General features: G+C 37.2%; 18 protein-coding genes. 11 read left to right on the top strand and 7 right to left on the bottom strand.

The window, feature by feature from the left end:
* Positions 1–6: 6 nt before the first annotated feature.
* Entirely contained in the window at positions 7–1401 is a 1395-nt protein-coding gene (locus tag DNJ77_RS05400; protein WP_116963975.1) for an APC family permease, read from the bottom strand.
* Positions 1402–1544: 143 nt separating this feature from the next.
* Here DNJ77_RS05400 and DNJ77_RS05395 point away from each other — a divergent pair, with 143 nt between their 5' ends.
* Positions 1545–2510: a biotin--[acetyl-CoA-carboxylase] ligase gene (locus DNJ77_RS05395; RefSeq protein ID WP_116963974.1), complete on the top strand. Its 966-nt coding sequence runs from the start codon at positions 1545–1547 to the stop codon at positions 2508–2510.
* 9 nt (positions 2511–2519) lie between these two features.
* Here the strand turns inward: DNJ77_RS05395 and ylqF are convergent, their stop codons facing one another.
* On the bottom strand, positions 2520–3350 hold the full coding sequence (gene ylqF, locus DNJ77_RS05390; RefSeq protein WP_116963973.1) for a ribosome biogenesis GTPase YlqF: 831 nt from the start codon (positions 3348–3350) through the stop codon (positions 2520–2522).
* Positions 3351–3549: 199 nt separating this feature from the next.
* Between ylqF and rpsU the strand changes: the two genes are divergently transcribed.
* From rpsU to DNJ77_RS05350, 8 genes are all read left to right on the top strand, one after another.
* Positions 3550–3762, top strand: a complete 213-nt coding sequence (rpsU, locus tag DNJ77_RS05385) for a 30S ribosomal protein S21 (RefSeq protein WP_116963972.1) — start codon at positions 3550–3552, stop codon at positions 3760–3762.
* 211 nt (positions 3763–3973) lie between these two features.
* Positions 3974–4420, top strand: a complete 447-nt coding sequence (locus DNJ77_RS05380) for a GatB/YqeY domain-containing protein (RefSeq protein ID WP_116963971.1) — start codon at positions 3974–3976, stop codon at positions 4418–4420.
* Between the two features lie 9 nt (positions 4421–4429).
* Positions 4430–6211 (top strand): DNA primase, encoded by a 1782-nt coding sequence (gene dnaG, locus DNJ77_RS05375; protein WP_116963970.1) that lies wholly within the window; start codon positions 4430–4432, stop codon positions 6209–6211.
* A 39-nt stretch (positions 6212–6250) separates the two neighbouring features.
* On the top strand, positions 6251–8182 hold the full coding sequence (gene rpoD / locus DNJ77_RS05370) for an RNA polymerase sigma factor RpoD (protein WP_275667769.1): 1932 nt from the start codon (positions 6251–6253) through the stop codon (positions 8180–8182).
* Between the two features lie 30 nt (positions 8183–8212).
* A complete protein-coding gene (locus tag DNJ77_RS05365) occupies positions 8213–8602 on the top strand; it encodes a YcfL family putative periplasmic lipoprotein (RefSeq protein WP_157966606.1) in 390 nt (129 codons plus the stop codon).
* Between the two features lie 320 nt (positions 8603–8922).
* Positions 8923–9909 carry an aminoglycoside phosphotransferase family protein gene (locus tag DNJ77_RS05360; RefSeq protein WP_116963968.1) on the top strand — a complete coding sequence of 329 codons (987 nt, stop codon included), beginning with the start codon at positions 8923–8925 and terminating at the stop codon, positions 9907–9909.
* Between the two features lie 109 nt (positions 9910–10018).
* Entirely contained in the window at positions 10019–11053 is a 1035-nt protein-coding gene (recA, locus tag DNJ77_RS05355; protein WP_116963967.1) for a recombinase RecA, read from the top strand.
* On the top strand, positions 11034–11498 hold the full coding sequence (locus DNJ77_RS05350; RefSeq protein WP_116963966.1) for a regulatory protein RecX: 465 nt from the start codon (positions 11034–11036) through the stop codon (positions 11496–11498). Before recA ends, DNJ77_RS05350 begins: the two co-directional genes overlap by 20 nt.
* Before the next feature lie 3 nt (positions 11499–11501).
* On the opposite strand, the gene grxB is transcribed toward DNJ77_RS05350, so the two are convergent.
* The 5 genes from grxB to lepB form a co-directional block, all read right to left on the bottom strand.
* Positions 11502–12158, bottom strand: a complete 657-nt coding sequence (gene grxB / locus DNJ77_RS05345; protein WP_116963965.1) for a glutaredoxin 2 — start codon at positions 12156–12158, stop codon at positions 11502–11504.
* A gap of 76 nt (positions 12159–12234) precedes the next feature.
* Positions 12235–14664 (bottom strand): ribonuclease R, encoded by a 2430-nt coding sequence (rnr, locus tag DNJ77_RS05340; RefSeq protein WP_192877939.1) that lies wholly within the window; start codon positions 14662–14664, stop codon positions 12235–12237.
* Positions 14642–15574, bottom strand: a complete 933-nt coding sequence (gene truB, locus DNJ77_RS05335; protein WP_116963963.1) for a tRNA pseudouridine(55) synthase TruB — start codon at positions 15572–15574, stop codon at positions 14642–14644. The genes rnr and truB overlap by 23 nt, the downstream gene beginning before the upstream one ends.
* Position 15575: 1 nt before the next feature.
* Positions 15576–16259, bottom strand: coding sequence for a ribonuclease III (rnc, locus tag DNJ77_RS05330; protein ID WP_116963962.1), 684 nt, complete (start codon positions 16257–16259; stop codon positions 15576–15578).
* 1 nt (position 16260) lies between these two features.
* Positions 16261–17094 carry a signal peptidase I gene (lepB, locus tag DNJ77_RS05325; RefSeq protein WP_116963961.1) on the bottom strand — a complete coding sequence of 278 codons (834 nt, stop codon included), beginning with the start codon at positions 17092–17094 and terminating at the stop codon, positions 16261–16263.
* Between the two features lie 352 nt (positions 17095–17446).
* On the opposite strand from lepB, the gene cphA reads away from it, so the two are divergent.
* Together cphA and DNJ77_RS05315 are read left to right on the top strand one after the other, a co-directional pair.
* The gene (gene cphA / locus DNJ77_RS05320) at positions 17447–20260 is read left to right on the top strand and encodes a cyanophycin synthetase (protein ID WP_116963960.1); all 2814 of its coding nucleotides are present in this window, start codon (positions 17447–17449) and stop codon (positions 20258–20260) included.
* Between the two features lie 14 nt (positions 20261–20274).
* Positions 20275–21975 carry a Mur ligase family protein gene (locus DNJ77_RS05315; RefSeq protein WP_116963959.1) on the top strand — a complete coding sequence of 567 codons (1701 nt, stop codon included), beginning with the start codon at positions 20275–20277 and terminating at the stop codon, positions 21973–21975.
* Positions 21976–21991 lie beyond the last annotated feature (16 nt).

The following is a 21991-nucleotide window of genomic DNA, read 5'->3' as shown; positions in this document are numbered from 1 at the left end:
GCAAGGTTAGAATTGTAATTGTGCTTTGCGAAAGTAGATCCAAATAAAGGGAATGAGAATAATCACAATATCAGCAAAAACAATAACCCCAGCATAAGCAAAAAGGTTTTCTATACGAGAGAAAGCAGGTGGAAAGATACCTAAGAATATGCCACAACAGCAAGCAACTATTCCTGATAGACAAACAACAATAAGTATTAAGTTATTGTTTTGTCTTCCAATCCGGAACATGCGTTGCGTGTTAGGTTCTTTGTAACGTAAGCGAATTGCAGCAGCAAAAATTAAAATCCACATAAAAGCCGTAAACTGTGAAGTCAAAGCAACAAGCATTGCAAAAGCAGCCTGGATAGTTGGCATAAATAAAAATACAAAAGAAAGTAGGCTGCTTATAACTCCTTGAGTTAGGAGCACATTGACCGGCATGTGATTGCTATTGAGTTTAGAGAATGCTGGTGGAAGTAAATTTTGTTGTGCTACCTCTTGCATAGCACGCGCAGGACCGAGCATCCAAGTGCTTAGAGCAGAGATCATCCCAACAACAATTAAAAATGCGATCAGCCCCCTAAATCTATCAAGTCCAACTAGATTTAGTACGTTTGTAATTCCTTGAATTAAACCATTCATCGGATTAATACTGTTATTTGGAATAGTAATAACAAGTGCTATAGTGGATATAGATGACAATAAAACAATAATAACGATAGAAAAAATCATTGCTTTAGGAATATTTTTTTTAGGGTTGACTACATTTCGAATATGAAAACAAGTAGCTTGAATACCAGAATAGCTTGCCAATGTTTTAACAAAAAGAGCAAAAGTTAAAAATGACATGCTAGGCAACCAATTTTCAAAATGAGTCAAATTAACCTGGTGCTCTCCAATTACGAGCATGTAAATTGCACCAGCTAAAAGTAGTATCCCAGGCAAAATCATACCAAAAAGTGCACCGACTACATTTAAAATGACAATCCTTTTTATGGGTAAAAAATTGAAAAAGGTAACAAGCCAGAAAATAGCAAGCATAGTGACAAAAAGTGTTAATTTATTGGTTTGCAGGCTATCAAACCCCATATAAGCAATAGTAGCTACAATTGCAGAAAGAGTTGCAGGGAAGCTGATCACATTGTTAAACCATCCCATCCAAATTGCAATGAGTCCTATTTTTGCTCCAAAAGCGCGCTTCACCCATGTGTATACTCCACCGTTGTCTTTGGTTAGCATCCCGCCTAACTCAGCAGAAACTAAAGCAGTTGGTACGAGAAAAAATATAGCTGCAATTGCATAAAAAAAGATGGAAGGTAAGCCAATAGTTGCCATGAAAGCAATTGAGCTTAAACTAATAATTGCAGTAATATTCATTAAGGTAAGTTTTGGCACGTTGAGTGCTTTGTTTTGTTGCATGATTTTTAATTTAGAAGGTCAGTTGAGCTTAAATTTGTTATCTTGAGCATAAAAAAATAAATAGCAAGTATAATCTGCAACAAAGGCTGTGTGGTCTGTAGTATACTAAAAAAATTATTTACTATAACCAGTAAAGCAGGATTGTGAATATCACTTTGTTAAATATTTTAAAGCAACTTAACTGTGAAAATTATACCGATGGAACAACCATCGGTAATAAGCTTAATATTACACGCGCAGCCGTGTGGAAAAATATTCAGAAATTACAAGATGAGTACCATATTGCAATTGAGTCAAACAAGGCGCATGGCTATAAGTTAATACAACCACTTATATTGCTAGATCAAAAACGTATTTTAGAACACATTCAACATAGTAATGTGCAATTAGACTGTTTGGTAAGCGTTGATTCAACGAATGATTATTTACAAAACAATGAATCAATATGTCCATATCACATTTGTCTGGCTGAGTATCAAAAAAAAGGTAAAGGTCGATTTAATCGAACGTGGATTTCACCTTTTGCAGAGAATTTATATTTTTCGTTAAAGACTACGCTTGCTAAAGAAATCGGAGAACTATCGGGACTTTCTTTAGCACTTGCGGTATGTGTAGCAAAAGTGTTAAGTTCACTTTTTACTGAGCTTGATATCAAAATCAAATGGCCGAATGATATATATCTGAATGAGAAGAAACTTTCTGGCATTTTAGTTGAAGTTAAAGCGGAATCAAACGCCCAAAGTCAGATCATTATTGGGATTGGCATTAATGTGAATATGTCTTTCAACCTAAACATTAGCCAGCCTTGGGTTTCTTTACAAGAAGTCTTGGGTCAATATGTTGATCGCAACATTTTAGCGATTAATCTTGCTAATGATGTCATTATCACACTCAAAAAATTTGAAGCATCAGGATTTATATCTTTCATAGAGAATTATCATCACTTTGATTATTTAACAGATAAGGAGATAACATTGAGCCTTCCCAATAACATGTTTGTTACCGGGATAGCACAAGGAGTAAATGAGCTGGGTCAATTACAGCTTTGCTGTGATCAAAAGCAAATAAAAACATTTGCATCAGGTGAAGCTTCGATTGTTAAGAAGTAGATTTTTGCTTCATTGTACTTCACTTCTATATTTTAAATAGTTTTCTGGGGTCTCTAATGAGATGCGTCCAATGCGTCCTTGACGAAAGTCTTGAATAATTTTCTCTGCAATATGGTGGTGGTTATTTTGTTGACCAATGAGCTTACCAATCTCTAATAAAAGCATCTCGCTATCTGCGTGAATCGTTTCAAGTTTGAATCTATCTGCAAGAAGCTTGGGATAATCTTCTTTTAAAAGCTCAAGTAAGAAATAAGCAGTTAACGGATAATCCATTGCAGTGTCACGAATAGAGCCAATGGCAGCAAGCTTATAACCACAACCTTCATCTTTAGGACTGGGAAACATAATGCCTGGAGTATCGTTTAAATAAAAATATTTTTCAATTTCAATTTTTTGCTGCTGTTTGGTTACTGCAGGTTCATTACCTGTTTTAGCAATTTTACGCTTAGCCAATGTGTTAATTAAAGTTGATTTACCAACGTTAGGGATTCCAAGGATAACTGCACGTATAGGTTTCAAAACTGTTCCACGATGAGGCAGCTCATGTTTACAGATTTCAATGATTCTTTGCGCGCTATTTTTATTATGAGCAATATCCAAGCTCAATGCCTTACCATTGTAAAATTTAAGCCATTGATTTGTAATAATCGGGTCAGCTAGGTCTTGCTTAGATAAAACTTTAACAATAGGTTTGCCTTTAGCAACTTCATGTAAAGCAGGATTAGCGCTTGCCTCTGGTGCGCGCGCATCGATAACTTCAATTGCGATGTCAATTTGCGGCATAAGCTTTTTAAGCTCTTTTGTGGCTTTGTGCATGTGCCCTGGAAACCAGTGGATCATAAAACTGGGGGATATTAATTTAAATTAGTAGCAACATTAGCGTATTTGGCTTTGGAAGTAAACGTTAGGAGGCATTATTTCCTTGCATCTTAAGAATGAGTATTGTAGAATTGTGCCGCTATAAATTCGTCTGATTTTATGATAAATAAAGAATTTTGGTCACATGAGTAATACATGGCATTTAAGTGAGGTGAGAAGTATGCCAGCAGTACGTGTTAGAGAAACTGAACCGTTTGATGTAGCATTACGCCGTTTTAAGCGTAGTTGTGAAAAAGCAGGAGTTGTTTCTGAACTCCGCCGTAGAGAGTTCTATGAAAAGCCAACATGGGAGCGCAAGCGCAAAAAAGCCGCTGCTGTTAAGCGCTCTATGAAGCAATCAATGCGTTCAAATCCAGCTGCACACCGTCGCTAGATAGTACGCAAAGAATACACAGCCATCTATGCTTTTGAGTATAGGTGGCTGATCCATTTATAGAGACTTTAATTTACTAAGAAAATGGGTAAATTTTAGTAAGTTTGTGCTGTGTGGTTGCAATGTGCAGGAATATAGTTGACAATACAAGCATAAAAATCAAAAGTTATTTTTTAACAAAATTTTCAAGCATAACCTTAGGATTTATTAAATGTCTGAGATACGAGCACGCTTAATTGAAGATATGAAAAGCTCCATGAAGAATAAAGATAAGAATCGCCTGGCAACAATTCGTATGGCACTAGCTGCATTTAAACAAAAAGAAATTGATGAGCGTGTGGAAATAATAGAAAGTGATATCATTAGTATTTTGAGTAAAATGATTAAGCAGCGCAAAGAATCTGCTGAGCAATTTAAAAGAGCGGGGCGTGATGAGCTTGCACAAAAGGAACTAGAAGAGATAGAAATCTTGCAAGACTATTTACCTAAAGCTTTGTCTGAGAATGAGATAATTGAGATTATTCAGCGTGCTATTTTAGAAGTAGGGGCATCATCTATCAAAGATATGGGTAAAATTATGAGTGCAATTAAGGCTGAGCTTAATGGTCGAGCAGATATGGGTAAAGTTGGCTCAATGATCAAATCACAATTATCCTAGTGAGTGCTAATGAAAGGGAACATTCCCGCTGATTTTGTACACCAAGTAGTAGCGGCAAATAATATTGTTGAACTCATTGCAAAATATACAACGCTAAAGAAAACAGGCAAAAGCTACATGGGCTGTTGTCCATTTCATCATGAAAAAACTCCCTCTTTTTCGGTCAGTCCTGATAAGCAAATTTACCATTGCTTTGGTTGTCATGCCTCAGGTGATGTGATCGATTTTTTATCTAACTATAATGGTTTGAGTTTTGTAGAAGCGATTGAGGAGCTTGCAGCTTTACAGAATTTGGAGGTGCCTTATGAAGCAACAAATAGACACGGACAAAAAACTGATGTAACCAACAAAATTTATGAAGCTTTGGTAGCGGCAAGTAAATATTATCGTTGGTGTTTGCGTTACGATAGAAATAAAACAGAAGTTATTGATTATATTAAATCTCGCGGGATTAATGCAAAAACAGCGCAACATTTTCAGATAGGCTATGCACCAGATAAGTGGCAAAGTCTTTATGATCTCCTAGTCAAACAGTATTCATTAGATGTGCTTTATCAAGCAGGGCTTATCGTAAGTAGGGAAAAAGGGGGGGCATATGATCGCTTTCGTGATCGAGTTATTTTTCCAATTCGTAATCGCAAAGGTCAAATAATTGGTTTTGGTGGACGCGTGTTACCCAATAAAGATGCAAAGCCCAAATACTTGAATTCACCAGAAACGCCAGTCTTTTTTAAAAACCAAGAGCTTTATGGTCTATATGAGTTGAAACTTCAATATAAAAATCCAGATCAAGTTGTAGTAGTTGAGGGTTATATGGACGTGGTAGGATTGTATCAGCATGGTTATCCATTTGCCGTAGCAACCTTAGGAACTGCACTTTCTCAGACCCACGTTAAGCTTTTGTTTCGTACCACAGAACAAATTATACTGTGTTTTGATGGTGATGCTGCTGGGCAAAATGCAGCACTACGTGCATTTGAGATGGTGTTACCATTTTTAAGTCAAAACAAAAAAGCGCGTTTTCTAACTTTGCCTCAAGAGCATGATCCTGATTCATATATTCAAGCCGTTGGACTAGAATTATTTAAACAAGAAGTGCTTGAAGCAACTCCAGCAGCAGATTTTTTTATTCAATACTTGCTTGCTAAATACACTTTGTCGAGTGCAGATAGTTTGGCAGAGTTGATCGAAGAGCTAAAGCAGATATTAAAAAATGTACCCGAAAGTGCGTACACTGAGATAATCATTCAACAGTTAGCAAAGGCGGTGGATACTTCAGTTCTTCAGCTTAAACGGATGATTGCACAAAAAAACAGTGATAAAAAAATGCTAAATAATGAGCGTATGAAGCGTTGGGTGCTCAATACTAACAAGCTAAGCTTGATCGAAAAAGCTTTAAGTTTCGTCATCAATATGCCAAGTGAAGTGCATATAGCATTTCAAGGCAAAGAAGAAATAGAGTTTGAATGTGTTACGGAGCAGCATTTTATTTTACTTGATGCTTTGAAAATAATCAGGCAAAATAACGGGCTGTCTTCTGCGCTGCTGGTACAAATGTTATCTGAAAAATATGAGCAATTTCGAGCTTATTTTTATCAGTTGCTGCAATTGCCGATTGAGCTTCAGGCACCACAGTTGATTGATGAGTTAGTGGCGATGTTAGATAAAATTATTAAGCAGGCATGTCAAAATGAATTAGAACACCTGATATTAAAAGCAAAGACTTCTATCTTAACAGCGACAGAAAAACAAAGAATGCAAAATATTTTGCACAAAATACGAAAAACATAGCTACCTTTAGATCGTGTTGTCATGACATGGTTAACTAAGATGGTGTATAAAATAGGTGAGATTTTAATGTCAGATCAAACAAAAGAACAGCAATTATCTCGAATAAAAGAATTATTGGCGCTTGGTCGTGAGCAAGGTTATTTGACTTATGCTGATGTGAACGACTATTTGCCGGATGAAATTACTGATCCTGAGCGCATTGAAGAAGTCATTCAGATGATTAATGATGTCGGTGTTAAGGTATTTGAATCAACACCGAATGCAGAGGATTTATTATTGCTTGAAGCGGAAGCTGAAAGCACATCTGATGAGGATGCCGTACAAGCACTGTCTTCTGATGGTGATTTTGGACGTACCACCGATCCAGTTAGGATGTATATGCGTGAGATGGGTTCGGTCGATCTTTTAACTCGCTCAGGGGAAATTGAAATTGCAAAACGCATCGAGCAAGGCACAAAAGAAGTGCTTAATGCACTTTCTGAGTATCCTTTTGTGATCAAGTCCTTATTGGGGCGTTATCAAGACTTAATGGATGTAGCGCGCGAAGAATACAATGCACTTGAAGATGAAGAAAAAAAAGAAACTCTACTTTATAAATTTGTCAAATTTTCTGATTTAATTTCAGGGTTTAACGAGGGTGAAGAGATTGATGCAACAGGGACAGATGTTGGCTCTATGCTTGATAATCCTGAAGAGACTTTGGAAGATGCGGCAACTGAGGAAGTTGCTGAAGATGAGGATGATTCAGGGAGCGCATCAGTTGCAGATACTTCGGAAGATACAGGTCCAGATCCTGATCTTGCTGCACAAAAATTTGCTGAGTTAGAAGCTAAGTTTAACTATCTGCTAGATCAGGATGCAGGCAGTCAGGTTTACAAAGATGCACTCAATCAAGTTTCAAGCTTATTTTTAAGTTTACGTTATACTAGTGCGCAATTAAACCGATTGATCAATGCGATCCGTGCTTTGGTGACTGAAGTTCGTGCGTATGATCGTAAGCTTATGCGTTTATGTGTTGAAAGAGGAAAAATGCCAAAGCAATATTTTGTTAATCAATTTCAAGGACATGAAACGGATATCGATTGGTTAGATAAAGCTGTTGCAAAATACCCTGATTTGGTCAACGTATTGGAAGAAGCAAAGTCAATTCAAATTAAGCTTGGTTTAATTGAAGATCGTGCTGATATGTCGATCTATGAATTAAGAGAAGCCAGTAAACGTATTTCAGTTGGTGAAGCTAAAGCCAGACGTGCTAAGAAAGAAATGATTGAAGCAAATTTACGTTTGGTGATTTCAATTGCTAAAAAATATACTAATCGCGGGTTACAGTTCTTGGACTTGATTCAAGAAGGTAACATTGGTTTGATGAAGGCAGTAGATAAATTTGAGTATCGGCGTGGTTATAAGTTTTCAACTTATGCAACTTGGTGGATTCGTCAAGCCATTACACGTTCAATTGCAGATCAGGCGCGTACAATTCGAATTCCAGTGCATATGATAGAGACAATTAATAAACTTAATCGCATCTCACGTCAAATTTTGCAAGAGACGGGTAAAGAAGCAACACCAGAGGAGTTAAGCCAGCACATCGATATGTCGGAAGATAAAATTCGTAGGATCATGAAAATTGCTAAAGAACCAATTTCAATGGAAACACCGATTGGTGACGATGAAGATTCAAATTTAGGTGATTTTATTGAGGATTCGATCTCTGATTCTCCCGTTGATAGTGCAACAGGTGAAAGTTTGCGTGAAGTTACCAAAGAAATTTTAAGCACATTGACAGAACGAGAGGCAAAGGTGCTTCGTATGCGCTTTGGAATTGATATGAATACCGATCACACTTTAGAGGAAGTAGGTAAGCAGTTTGACGTGACACGCGAGCGTATTCGTCAGATTGAAGCTAAGGCGTTACGTAAACTTAGACATCCATCACGTTCAGAAACGCTAAAGAGTTTCTTGTCTGAGTAGTAAAAGATGTCAATAAAACAGGAGACTAGCATGAATGTCAGAAGTTTGAAGAATGTGGGTTTTGTGGGAGTGATGGTAATGGTATTAACAGGATGTGCAAGTCGCTGTATTACCATGCCTGCAAATGCCAATACATCACAGAGCTTTGGCTCAGGTTTTGGTCAGTTAAAGGCTATTCAGTTAAGTACAAGAACTTCTGCTGGTGATACGCTGCAAGGGCAAGTGATCGTAGAGAATAAAAAATCGTCCAACCAGCAATTTCAATACCAGGTGCAATGGCTAGATAAAAATGGATTTAATGTGGGGCAGTTACAACCATGGACGCCAGTTGAACTGTATGGAGACTTGCAAAAAACCATAACATTTAGTGCTCCAACACCACAGGCAACAAGCTACAATATTTCTTTTTGTCGCGTTTAACTTTAGTTTGTATGAAGCTAATAGCTAGCTGAATGTAAATGGCTATAGATTAGTTGCAACCTCAATCATTTTAATTTATTTTGGCAGTAAATGAGACAAATATCTATTGATTTGTAGAGAAAAGGTAACAAGTGATAAGATTTTTGTATTTGTTAAATTATGAGTGATTTATTTGATAATTTCTAAAAGACAATATTACCCGTTTATCCTGACCAATAAATTACATGACTTCAAAACAGTTGGAAAATATGATGGAGTTGAAAATTCAAAAGTGTCTCAAATGCGCGGGGTAGGTTAGTGTTTAAAACGGAGTCTGTAATATGTTTAAAGCTAATTGGGAAAAAACAAGCATTACACATGAATTATCAGAAGGTGTTATAGAAAAAATGGTACGGCTTGCCTATCCCGACCAAAAGCTCAATTCTTTTCAGTTCACCGCTGGTGGTTGTGCTAACCTTAACATCAAGTTTCTACTTGAAGATAAAAAACAACCTTTAATTTTGCGTCTTTATTTGCGCGATAGGGACGCGGTTTACCGTGAGCAAAAATTAGCAACATTATTAAAACAAAATATACCAGTACCACTGACGTATTATACAGGCATACTTGAAAAGTATAGTTTTGCAATTACTGAGTTTATGCCAGGAATTTCTCTTCGAGATCTTTTGTTAAGGAGGGATGCTTCACATGAGATCAGCCTAATCATCTATAAGGTAGGCATAATTCTTTCAAAAATTGCATCTTATGAATTTCCACAAGCAGGATTCTTGGATAAAAAATTAAGAGTTATTCCTCATGAATCATCTAATGATTATTTGAGTTTTGCTCAAGATTGCTTAAAGCATGAAACCATTTTATCTGTGCTTACGCCAGCAATGATTTCAGTAATTAACGAAATTTTTAGTCAATACAGCTATATGTTCCCTAGGGAAAGCGAAAAAAATCTTGTTCATGGCGATTTCGATCCAGCAAATATTTTGGTAGACAAAATTAATGGTGTTTGGAAAGTGGTTGGTATTTTAGATTGGGAATTCGCTTTTTCAGGATCAGTTCTATGGGATGTTGCTAACATGCTTAGATACGCTCATAAAATGCCATCAGAGTTTCAAACTACTTTTCTAAATGGATTGAGGGATGGTGGGATTAAATTACTTGGGAATTGGCGTAGAACTTTAAACCTATTGAATTTATTATCTCTGCTTGATTGTCTTAAGAGATCAGACTTCAATAATCACCCTAATCGATGCGCTGACATTTTTGATTTAATCAACGATATTTTAATCGATTTTAATACTGTAAAGCTATGACATATAAAATCACACTGATTTCTTCTATATCTCTTTTGTTCGCCACGCATAATATGGTACATTAAGTCGATATTTTTATCTCGTCAGTTTCATTACATTAAGGGTAGTCATGAGCAATAAAGAACAGGCATTAAATTCCGCATTGACACAGATTGAAAGGCAATTTGGGAAAGGCTCCATTATGCGCATGGGGGACACAGATTTAGTCAAAGACATTGAAGTGATTTCAACTGGTTCGATTGGATTAGACGTTGCTCTTGGTGTTGGCGGTTTACCAAAAGGGCGCGTTGTTGAAATATATGGTTCGGAGTCTTCAGGTAAAACAACTTTAACTTTACAAGCGATTGCACAATGTCAAAAAAATGGTGGTACGGCCGCGTTTGTCGATGCGGAACATGCACTTGATCCTGTTTATGCCGAAGCATTAGGAGTTGATCTTAAAAATCTCATAGTTTCGCAACCAGATACAGGAGAGCAGGCGTTAGAGATTGTTGATATGTTGGTGCGTTCAGGTGCAGTTGATATCGTGGTAATTGATTCTGTTGCTGCGTTGACACCAAAAGCAGAAATCGAGGGCGAAATGGGTGATTCACACATGGGATTACAGGCACGTTTAATGTCACAAGCCTTACGTAAGCTTACGGCCAATATCAAGCGTTCTAATACACTGGTAGTGTTTATTAACCAAATTCGAATGAAAATTGGTGTAATGTTTGGTAATCCTGAAACAACGACAGGGGGTAATGCACTTAAGTTTTATGCTTCTGTTCGTTTAGAAATAAAACGTGGTAGTCCCATTAAAAAAGGGGAGGAAATTTTAGGTAATGAGACTAAGGTGAAAGTCGTTAAAAATAAGGTTTCTCCACCATTTAAGCAAGCGGATTTTGATATTTTGTATGGTGAAGGAACTTCGCTTGAAGGCGAGCTTATTGATTTAGGTGTTAAGTATAATATTATAGATAAAGCAGGTGCTTGGTATAGCTATAATGGAGAGCGTATTGGTCAAGGCAAGGATAATGTGCGGGCATATTTAAAAGAAAATCTGACAATAAAAGAGAGCTTACATAAAACCATCTTGGAACAACTATTGCCAAACGTAACTAAAAACCAATCTGTCGTTAACGATGCAAAAGACCAACTCTGAGCGAGTTTATCTTCTTTATCTTTTAGCAAAGCAAGATTATTCGTATGCACAACTTAAGCAAAAGCTTAAGCTTCGAGGAAATTTATCATTAGAGCAAATAGAGTCTTTACTAGATGAGTTTATTCAAAACGGTTGGCAGTCTGATTTGCGCTATGCTCATATGGTTGTATCAAGCTGTCTTAATAAGCATTATGGATTGCTACGGATTCAACAAAAACTTATATATGAAAAAGGTGTGGATCCTGCGACGTTAGGCAAGGTATTATCTTTACTTGAAATCGATTGGGTTAAAGAAGCTAGACTATGTTATCGGGAAAAATATCATGATCAACCCATCACTGATTTAAAAGATAAACAAAAGCGTATTCAATATTTATTGCGTCAAGGTTATGGATTGGACCTTGCAGTGCAGACTTGCAACAACTTACGACAGGATATTGGATAGCTTTCATTGATAGGGTTGAATACCCGTTAATTGGCAAATGTTCTTGATGTAATGCTTGACTTTACTAGGTATGGTAATTAAATCCTGAATAATGGTTAAGTTGCGTAAGACTGGAAAGAGCATAATATCATCCCAAGACAGTTGATCACCGCTGGCAAATGGATGAGTAAGGAATGTGTTGAGTACATCTAGCAATGGAGTTGTTTTATCGATAGACGCTTGTGGAAAGCGCAAATTTGCTTTGAAACAACCAATATATTTTTCTTTTTTATGTTCAAAATAGTCTTTGGCACTTTGCGTTGGAAAATCTTGGTGATTTTGTGGATGGTTAATAAAGCGTGGATAAACAACTGACTTACTGGCATTGTTTATATCGCTGATAAGTTTGATAAGTGTGTCTGTAGTGACTATTTCTTGGCTCAATATTGGCTTTCTATCAAAGTTATTCAGATATTGGCAAATATCCAGACTTTCGATTAAAAAATTACCATTTTCTTTTTGCAAAAAGGGAACTTGTTTTTTCCCAATTAAATCCAGATGTGCTTTCTCATCATCATTAGCAAGAAAAATAAGCTCAAGTGGAATTTTTTTAAAGCCTGCTACAATACGTGGGCGAATACAAAAGGGACAGTGTTGATAAAGATAGAGTTTCATCGTCATATTTTTATTCTCTATGATTAATAGACTCTCATTGTGTGTTATTTTAAAGCGCGTGTAAATATACAAAAAACCTTAATTAATCAATTATTGTTGGTTTTGAATTGGGCTTTTTACGGATGTTCTTGCCAATGTTAGTCTTTTTCTTTTTAGTTTTTTGAGAATTGGATGATTTTAAATCAATTAATTTTATAGGTTCAACCTTTCTATTGGTTGCTAGTTTTTTACGTGCGCACTTAGCTGCGGCTTTAATTTCACTCGATTTGATGCGTGCCTTACGTTTTAGGTGTGGATTGTGATTTTGTTCATGAATGTTGCTTCGACCTTTGCCATTTAATGTGAGTTCAAAATCAATTTGCATTTCATCTAAGTTAACACGAACGAGTTGCACTTGTACTTTTTGTCCTATGCTATAGCTAACTTTAGTACGTTGACCAATAAGACGATGTTGTGCTTCGTCAAAGATATAATAATCACTATGCATAGTAGAGATATGCACAAGCCCTTCGATGTAGTTGTCTATCAATTCAACATACATTCCGAATCCAGTGACATGAACAATTTTGCCAGCAAACAGTTCACCAATACGGTTGTGAAGAAAGTGACATTTTAGCCATTTTTCAACATCCGTGGATGCAGAATCTGCATTGCGTTCTTGGTTTGAAGCATGAGAGCAAAGCTCATTTAATTGAGTATGGGTATAACTTTTAGCACCAAATTTTTTCTCACTAATAATCGATTTAATAGTGCGATGAGTCAATAAGTCAGGATAGCGACGAATAGGTGATGTGAAATGAGTATAAGCAGGGTAGGCTAAACCAAAATGCCCTTGATTGTCAGGTGTGTAAATTGCCTGATTCATGCTTTTTAAGGTCATCAATTGGATATTGGCAAAGTCTTCTCGATCTTTAGCTTGTTCGAGCATGTGGCTATAGTCAGCAGAAGTAACTCCTTTCTTGTTAGGTTTAAAACTAATCCCTAAGGAGTGTAAATAGGCTCTCAGATCCTCAATTTTGCCACTCGGAGGTGCGCCATGTACACGAAATGGTGCATGTGCTTTGTGTTTTTCAATAAATTTGGCTGTTGCGACGTTAGCCATCAACATACATTCTTCAATTACTTTATGAGCTTGATTGCGTTGACGTGGAACAATAGCCTCGATATGGTTATGTTCATTAAGAATAATTTGAGTTTCAACCTTATCAAAATCAATCGCACCTCTTATTTTTCGTGCCTTGGCAAGTATTTGATATAAGTCATATAAGTCAAAAAGGTTTGGGACAAGTTCAGGTTGTTGGTAGTAAATATGTGACTCTTTATGATTTAAAAGTTTGCTAACTTCAGTATAAGTTAGGCGTGCCTTAGAGTTAATCACTCCAGAATAAAATTTATAACGTGACAGGCGAGCACTTTGACTGATGTTCATTTCACAGATCAATGCTAAACGATCAACGTTAGGCTTTAAAGAACAAAGTTCGTTAGAAATCTTTTCTGGCAACATCGGAATAACATAGCCAGGAAAATATACAGAAGTTGACCGACTTTGAGCATCTTTATCTAAGGTAGAATCAGCTCGAACATAGTAAGAGACATCTGCAATCGCAACGTATAATTTCCAACCATCAGTTGAGCTTTTATGTGCATAAACCGCGTCATCAAAGTCTTTTGCATCTTCACCGTCTATTGTGACAAACGGCAAGTGGCGTAAATCAACACGCTCAATGATTTCATCAGGCAGCACCTGTTGTGGTAGCGTAGTAACAAATTTTTCGGTTTTTTTAGACCATGCTTCAATTAGATTGTGCTTTCTACTTGCAATCGAAATAGCAGTGAGAATAGGGGATTGTTCTTCAAGCAATTCAGTAAATTCAGCTACTGCTGGAGATATGGGTGAAGGGTAAATAATCACTTTAGCCTTAATCAGGGCATCAGGTTCTAGCGCTTTTTTGGGAGGTAGTAATAAAATATGGCGTGACATAGTTTTGCTAACGGGCTGGATTAAATGGCTGTCTAGCTGCTGGCTGTAACGACCAATGATTTCCGTTGTATTGCGTTGAATAATACTGTCAATTCTGGCTTCTAATTTGTGTTTGCGATTTAAACCAAGGATAACAGCACAGACCTTATCACCATTGAACACCAGTTTTGCTTGGTGTTGTGGTAAGAAAGCACTGTACATTTTATCTTCTGTGGTAACAATGGCATTACCATCATTTTCAACGCGTACTATACCCGTAACAATATGTTGCTTTTGTTTAAACAATCTAAAATATTGTCCATCTTGTTCAAGTTGTTCATCTCGAGTCATTGCCCCTAAGCGATTAGCAAGCGCATCAAGTTGTCGATTGCGTTTAAGTGACAACGCTTCGGCAATGTTTTCAAAAACTGTAGGTTGATTTAAATCTTTAAGATAAGCCAAAATCACATCACGACTTGGAATTGGATCATCATATTTCTGTGCTTCATTTTCCCTGTTGGGATCATTTTTAATTGTGTATTTCGTGCCCATTATTGATGATGCCTTGTAAAAAGAGTTGTTTTTTAATCAAGTTACCTTGTTCAAAATAGCCGATTGCAACAAAGTGCCCTTGATCATAAATTCTTGCAATTCCACTAAAGTTCCTTTCTAATTGTAGTTTTCCTTTTGAGTAAAATAAACTATGTGCGTCGCAAGGTATAGTAAAAATTGGGGTATCTGTAAATACACATTCTGTATTAAGTACCCTACTATGGCGTTGGGTAATAGTTAGTTGCTCTAAATTATCAATTTCAAGCATGATTTGACTGCTAAGCAGACCACATTGTGTACGTGTAAGCTTAGTTAAATGACCATCAGTGCCAAGTGCTTGAGCGATATCCATGCCAAGTGTGCGAATATAGGTGCCTTTAGAGCAGTGAACATCAATATTTATCGTATGCTTATATGCGTCGTAGTCAATAAGTTTAAGTGCGAAAATAGTTATTACTCTTGGTTTTCGCTCTATTTCAATACCTTTACGCGCAAACTCATATAATGGCACACCTTGATGTTTAAGGGCTGAATACATAGGTGGTACTTGTTTAATTTGACCAATAAAGCGCTGAAGTGTGGTGTTGATTGTCTCTTCATCCAGCACTGGAATATCACTTGTACGAATTACTTGACCTTCTATATCACCACTGTCAGTGCTAATACCTAATTGGATGGTGGCTTCATAGCTTTTATTTGCATCTAATAAATATTGCGAAATGCGTGTGGCTTGCCCAAAGCAAATTGGGAGTACGCCTGTTGCCAATGGATCAAGGCTTCCTGTATGCCCTGCTTTTTGAGCATTAAACGCCTTTTTAATGCGCTGAAGAGCTTGATTAGAAGAAAGACCATAAGGCTTATTAATAATGATAATACCATTTAAAGCGATCCCCTTTCTTTTGCGTGCCATTTTAGTCTTCTTTTATATTGATTGCATTTAATGCGATTTTGGCTGCGGCATGTTCAGCCTGTTTGCGTGACTTCCCTTTAGCACAGTAAGTCTTCTCAAGGCTACCTAAAGATACTTCAACAGTAAAGGTTTGGTCATGATCCAAGCCTTCAGTAGCAATAACAGTATAAATAGGATGAGTTTGGATCTTAGCCTGTAAATATTCTTGTAGACGTGATTTTGGATCTTTAGTGTGTTCTTCTATATTGAGTGTTCTAAGTGCATCGTCATACCAGCTTAAGATTTGTTCTTTAACAGTGTTCATATCACTATCAAGATAAATTGCACCTATAATTGCCTCAAAAGCATCTTCTAATAAACGAGCACGCTTATATCCGCCAGATTTGAGTTCTCCAACACCAAAGGACATGTATTCACCTAGATCGAAACGCTTGGCTATATCAGTTAGCATTTTGCCTCGGACTAAATACATGCGCAGAAGAGACAAATTGCCTTCATCTTCGTGAGGAAACCTTTGGTAAAGTGCTTCAGCCATTACAAACCCAAGAATGGAGTCGCCCAAGAACTCTAAACGCTCATTATGTTCTTTTTGCTTGCTTCGATGTGTAAGCGCTTGTTGAACCAATGCTTCATTTTTAAAATGATAGCCAATACGACGATATAAAGAAGAATAATCAACTCTCATACTACAATACTCGCGCTATTTGGTTCCAGCGAATAGAGTTGTTTAAACTGTTCCAACTAAACCAGACAAAGCGTGCTTTACCAACCAAGTCTTTCTCTGATACGAATCCCCAATAGCGGCTATCCTCACTGTTGTCTCGGTTATCCCCCATTACAAAATACATCCCTTGTGGTACAACAAGATTGGTAAAATCTGCTGAAGGGGTATTTGCAATCATATCAATCTCGTGTGGTGTATTACCAAGGTGCTCCATACAAATCGTGTTTGCACCATTGCCATTGTAGCTATTAATTTGATCGTATTTACAATTGCTGTATTCAATAGACTTGCCATTAATTGTGAGCTTTTTATTTTGGTAAGAAATGACATCTCCTGGTACGCCAACAACACGCTTAATAAAATCGACATTAGGATTAACCGGAAAATGAAACACAACGATATCGCCACGTTGAGGGTCACCTGTTTTAATCCAGATAGCGTTGGTGATTGGATTTCGAATGCCATAAGCTGTTTTGTTGACAAGGATAAAGTTACCAACAGGAAGCGTTGGTGTCATTGATGCAGAGGGAATGAGAAAGTTCCCAATTAAAAAACCGCGTAGAATGAATACAATCAAAAACACACTAAAAAGCGAGCGCGCATAATCGGCTAAAAAAGGTGCTTTTAACGCTTTGTTTTTTTGGATAAACTTATGGCGTTCTTTTTTGCTCATGCCTTTTAGTTGGTCGATAACAGGCGCTAAACGCTTAGGTTCAAACTTAAATTTATCAATTATGGCGATAATCCCAGAGGCTATGGTTAACACCAACAACCAAAAGCTAAAATCTATATTCATAATAATATTTACTATCCTTAACTATTCTACGTTCGTTATTATACGTTGTAAGCAAAAAATCGCCATGCTTTTTTCCTACTTCAAAGCAATTAAAGAAGGCAAATGAAGTTAAACCTCCATGAGGATATATTTCCTTTAGCGTGCTGCGATCAGCGGGAGGTTGCAGTGAGCCCCGACTTACTTGTGGCGGAGATAGGAAGTTGAGCTCAAAGTTTATTAGAGAGCGATTATTGATCAACTTATGTTTTTATCTACCTTCAATGTAAAAAGCATTAAAGTTTGCTATACAATAGCATTTGGTTTGATTATTCTAAATAGACTATTTTTGGGAAAAAATACAAGGGAGCGCTTTATGCAAATTATTTCAAGTAATGTCTATATTGGTCCTAATTTATATGCCAATTTCCCAGTGATCCGACACGTAATTGATTTGGGTATTTTAGAGCATTGGCCATCTGCAAAATTAGGTGATGAGTTTATTGATAAGTTGGTGGAAGCCTTATCAGGGTTAAAAGAGCATGGTTGTTCATACCGAGAGCCAGGTGGTTTTATTCGTCGTATGAAAGAAGGTAAAGGGACTTGGATGGGACATATTTGGGAACATGTGGCCATTGAACTTCAAGATATTGCAGGTAGCCAAGTAAGTTTTGGTAAAACAAGAAGTACGGGACTGCCTGGGCAATATAATATGGTGTTTGAATACAAGCAAAAAGATGTTGGTTTACAGGCAAGCTATCTTGGGCGTGATTTACTATTATCCTTATTACCTAAACACTTACAACAAGAGCTCAATGTCAATTTGGAGACTTTTGATTTTGAAGAGCAAAAAGTGGGCTTCATTAAGTTTGCGCAAAGTAAGGAGTTTGGTCCAAGTACAGGGTCGTTAGTGGAAGCTGCAACAAAGCGTGATATTCCTTACATACGCCTAAATGAACACTCATTGGTGCAGTTTGGGCATGGTAAGTACCAAAAACGTATTCAAGCAACAATTACAAGCGAAACTAAGCATATTGCGGTTGAGATTTCATGTGATAAAGCGCAAACCAATACTATCTTAAATGGTTTGGGGTTACCCGTGCCCAAGCAAAGAACTATACGTTATGAAAGCGATACCATTTCAGTGGCAAAACATTTAGGTTACCCACTTGTGGTTAAGCCATTGGATGGTAATCATGGGAGAGGAATTACAATTAATATTCAGGATGAAGAAACTTTGAAAAAAGCTTACGCCGTTGCTAAAGAGCATGGTCGTTGGGTAATTGTGGAGCAGTATGTTGAGGGTTTTGACCATAGGATGTTAGTTGTTAATGGTAAGCTTGTAGCCGTGGCAAAACGTGTACCAGGACATATTGTTGGTGATGGTAAGCATAGCATTACTGAGCTTGTGGATATTGTAAATGAAGACCCAAGACGTGGTGTGGGACATGAAAAAGTATTAACACGTTTAGAACTTGATCATCAAGCATTGATGCTACTTGAAAAAGCAGGCTTAAATGTAGAGAGTGTTTTAGCAGAAGGGGAGACTTTCTATTTACGTAAAACGGCAAATCTATCAACAGGTGGTACAGCAATTGATATGACGGATGTTGTGCATCCAGACAACCGTGAAATGGCTGAGCGTGCAGTTACTGCTATTGGTTTGGATGTTGGTGGCGTTGACTTTTTATCACCTGATATTACTCAATCTTATCAAGAAGTAGGTGGAGCAATTTGTGAAGTTAATGCTGCTCCTGGTTTTAGAATGCATGTTTCTCCAAGTGAAGGTCAATCTAGAGATGTTGCTGGTGCTGTGATGGATATGCTGTTTCCTAATACAGAATGTGCACGAATTCCAATTGCTGCAATTACAGGTACCAATGGTAAAACAACAACAACGCGTATGGTAGCACACATGTGGAAAATTGCAGGCAAATCTGTTGGCTTTACAACAACAGATGGAGTTTACGTTAATGGCAAGCAAACAGTTGCAGGTGATATGACAGGGCCTAGATCAGCACAAATGATATTAAGGGATCCTGCCGTAGAGGTTGCAGTGTTTGAAACCGCGCGTGGTGGCTTATTAAGAAGTGGCTTAGGATATGATTATTGTAACGTTGGTGCTTGTATCAATATTTCTGAAGATCATATGGGGTTAAAGGGCGTTAATACACTAGAGGAGCTTGCTGATGTCAAGCGAATCGTTACCGATGCTGCTCATGATGTAGCTGTATTTAATGCAGATGACCCACATTGTTTACGATTATCTGCTTATACAAATGCACAGCACATCATGTATGTAACGATGAATCCAGAGCATGGTTTAGTGAAAGAACATATTCGCACAGGTGGGAAAGCGGTTGTCATAGAGAAAGGTGTCAATGGTGATATGATTACAATTTTTGATAATCACATTCATATGCCTGTATTATGGACACATTTGATTCCAGCAACAATGGAAGGTCGTGCTATTCATAACGTACAAAACGCGATGTTTGCAGTAGCAATTGCTTATAGCATGAATATGGGCTTAGATGACATTAAAAATGGCTTACGCACATTCACTACTTCATTTTACCAAGCACCAGGCAGAATGAATTGGTTTGATGAGCATCCATTTAAAGTATTGTTGGATTATGCACACAATCCTGTAGCAGTTGAAGCAATAGGTAAATTAGTTGAGAAAATTGAGGTAAAAGGTTTTAAAACTTGTGTAATTGCGGCACCTGGAGATAGGCGAGACCAGGATGTGTTGAATCTGGCAAAAGCAGCAGCAACTTATTTTGATCGTTTTATTTGTAAGCAAGATAATGGATTAAGAGGGCGAGAGTATGGTGAAATTCCGTGTTTATTAAAGCAAGGATTGTTAGAAGCAGGTGTAGCAAGTCAAAATATAGAAATTATTGAAGAAGAAGCTCAAGCAGTTGATACGGCACTTAATCATGCCAAAGCAGATGATCTAGTTGTGATTTTTGCCGATGACATTAAAAAAACCTGGAAACAGATCATTCACTTTAATAAGCTAGAGTCAGCATTAGGGGAGATCCCACAACAAGTAAACAAGCATGCCATTACGTTATCTCAAAGTCATGGGTTGGCAAAAGAGATCGTTGAAATGATGCAAGCAGGGATTATTGCCGATGAGCGCGGTGTGCGAATTGCTGTGCATGCTGATGAAGATGCAGACTAAAAAGGGTAAATGTTATGATTGATCTACCAGAAGGGTATTCTCGTCGCTTAGTGGGACCAAACCTTTTTTTCAGCGAAACAGGGACGGTGTTAGATATTCCATTAAAGTCACATCAGCAAGAGTTGGTTAACATCTGGCAGAATGTGTGTAAGCGTGTTTTAACTGAACTTAATTGGGGAGAGTATAAGCTTGCTTATAAAATCTATAATGGTGGTTTACGCCTAGCATTTACCGCACCTGTCGATATTCTTTTAGCTGCCTGCGATGTGATTGATTATACCTGGAAAGAAGCTTGTTATAGATTTTTGCATAAACAGGAATTCGTTGTTTGCAAAGAGGCTAAGGATGTTTTGCAAAAAATGATCAAAGCAGAACAAAATCCAGCCTATCGCGTACTTTATGCCAAAGCTAAAACACATGGAGTGAATGTTTTTCGAGATGGTGATGAAGCTTATGTTGGCTCTGGCGTCGGTAGATATAAAGTATCTTTATTAACGGATGATTATTTATCTATTCCTTGGCAAGATGTATATGATGTGCCAGCAGTGATTGTCACTGGAACAAATGGCAAAACAACAACGGTGAGGTTAACCTATTACATTTGCCAACAAGCAGGAAAGTTAACAGGTTATGCTTCAACAGATTGGGTAGTGATTAATGATCAGATCATAGGTAAAGGTGATTATTCAGGACCAACAGGACATCAATTTGTTTTAACCAATCCTCAAGTGGAGATAGCCGTGTTAGAATCAGCACGAGGTGGTCTATTAAAGCGTGGACTTATTGAAACTCAAGTTAAAGCTGCTACGATTACGAATGTATCACCTGATCATATGGGTGAAGATGGTGTTGAAACACTTCAGGACCTTATTGAAGCAAAATGTATCGTTTATCGAGGATTAGCAGGTGAAAACGCATATGCTGTGATCAATCTGGATGACGTTCATTTAGCAAGTTTAGTCAATGTGATTAAAAAACCTAATAAAATTCTGATTAGTAAAAACCCAATTGAAGTATCCCAATTAGGTACTTTATCGGATAAGGATAAAGCTTGTTACGTTAAAAATAACGTATTTATTTGGTGGGAAAACTATAAAGAGCATATACTTGTTAAGCTAACAGATGTTCCACTGACCATTAATGGTGCGGCTAAACACAACATTGAGAATACATTGCATGCGATTGCTTTAGCTTATGCACTGGGTATATCTTTAGATGATATTGGACATGCGCTTACAACTTATAAGAACGATATAAATCAAAATCAAGGCAGAGCAAATATCTATGAGCTTCAATCTGGAGCAACGGTTATTGTTGATTTTGCTCATAACCCAGCAGGTTTAGATGCAATTTTATCTCTTGCACGTCACTACTGTAACAAAGACTCAAGGCTTTCATTAATGCTTGGTACAACAGGAGATAGGATTAACTTAATTGATGATTGTTCAAGGGTAGTTGTGCAATATCAACCAAGCCAGATTTTTATTAAAGAGCTCAAAAAATATTTACGTGGTGCAAAGTTAGGAGAAATTCCTCAAAAAGTAGCAGTATCCTTAGCTCATTTTGGCATAAAACAAGATACAATCTTTTTTGTTGAAGATGAGCTATCTGGTGCAAAACAAGCATTACAAAATTTACAATCAGATGATGTATGTGTGCTTTGCTGTCATGATCAGATCACACCAGTAACAGATTTGGTAAAAACATTTTGCTAATAAACCCTAAGCAAAT

The sequence above is a fragment of the Fastidiosibacter lacustris genome (assembly GCF_003428155.1).
Classification (GTDB): domain Bacteria; phylum Pseudomonadota; class Gammaproteobacteria; order Francisellales; family Francisellaceae; genus Caedibacter; species Caedibacter lacustris.
This window is presented reverse-complemented; position numbering and strand designations above follow the sequence as displayed.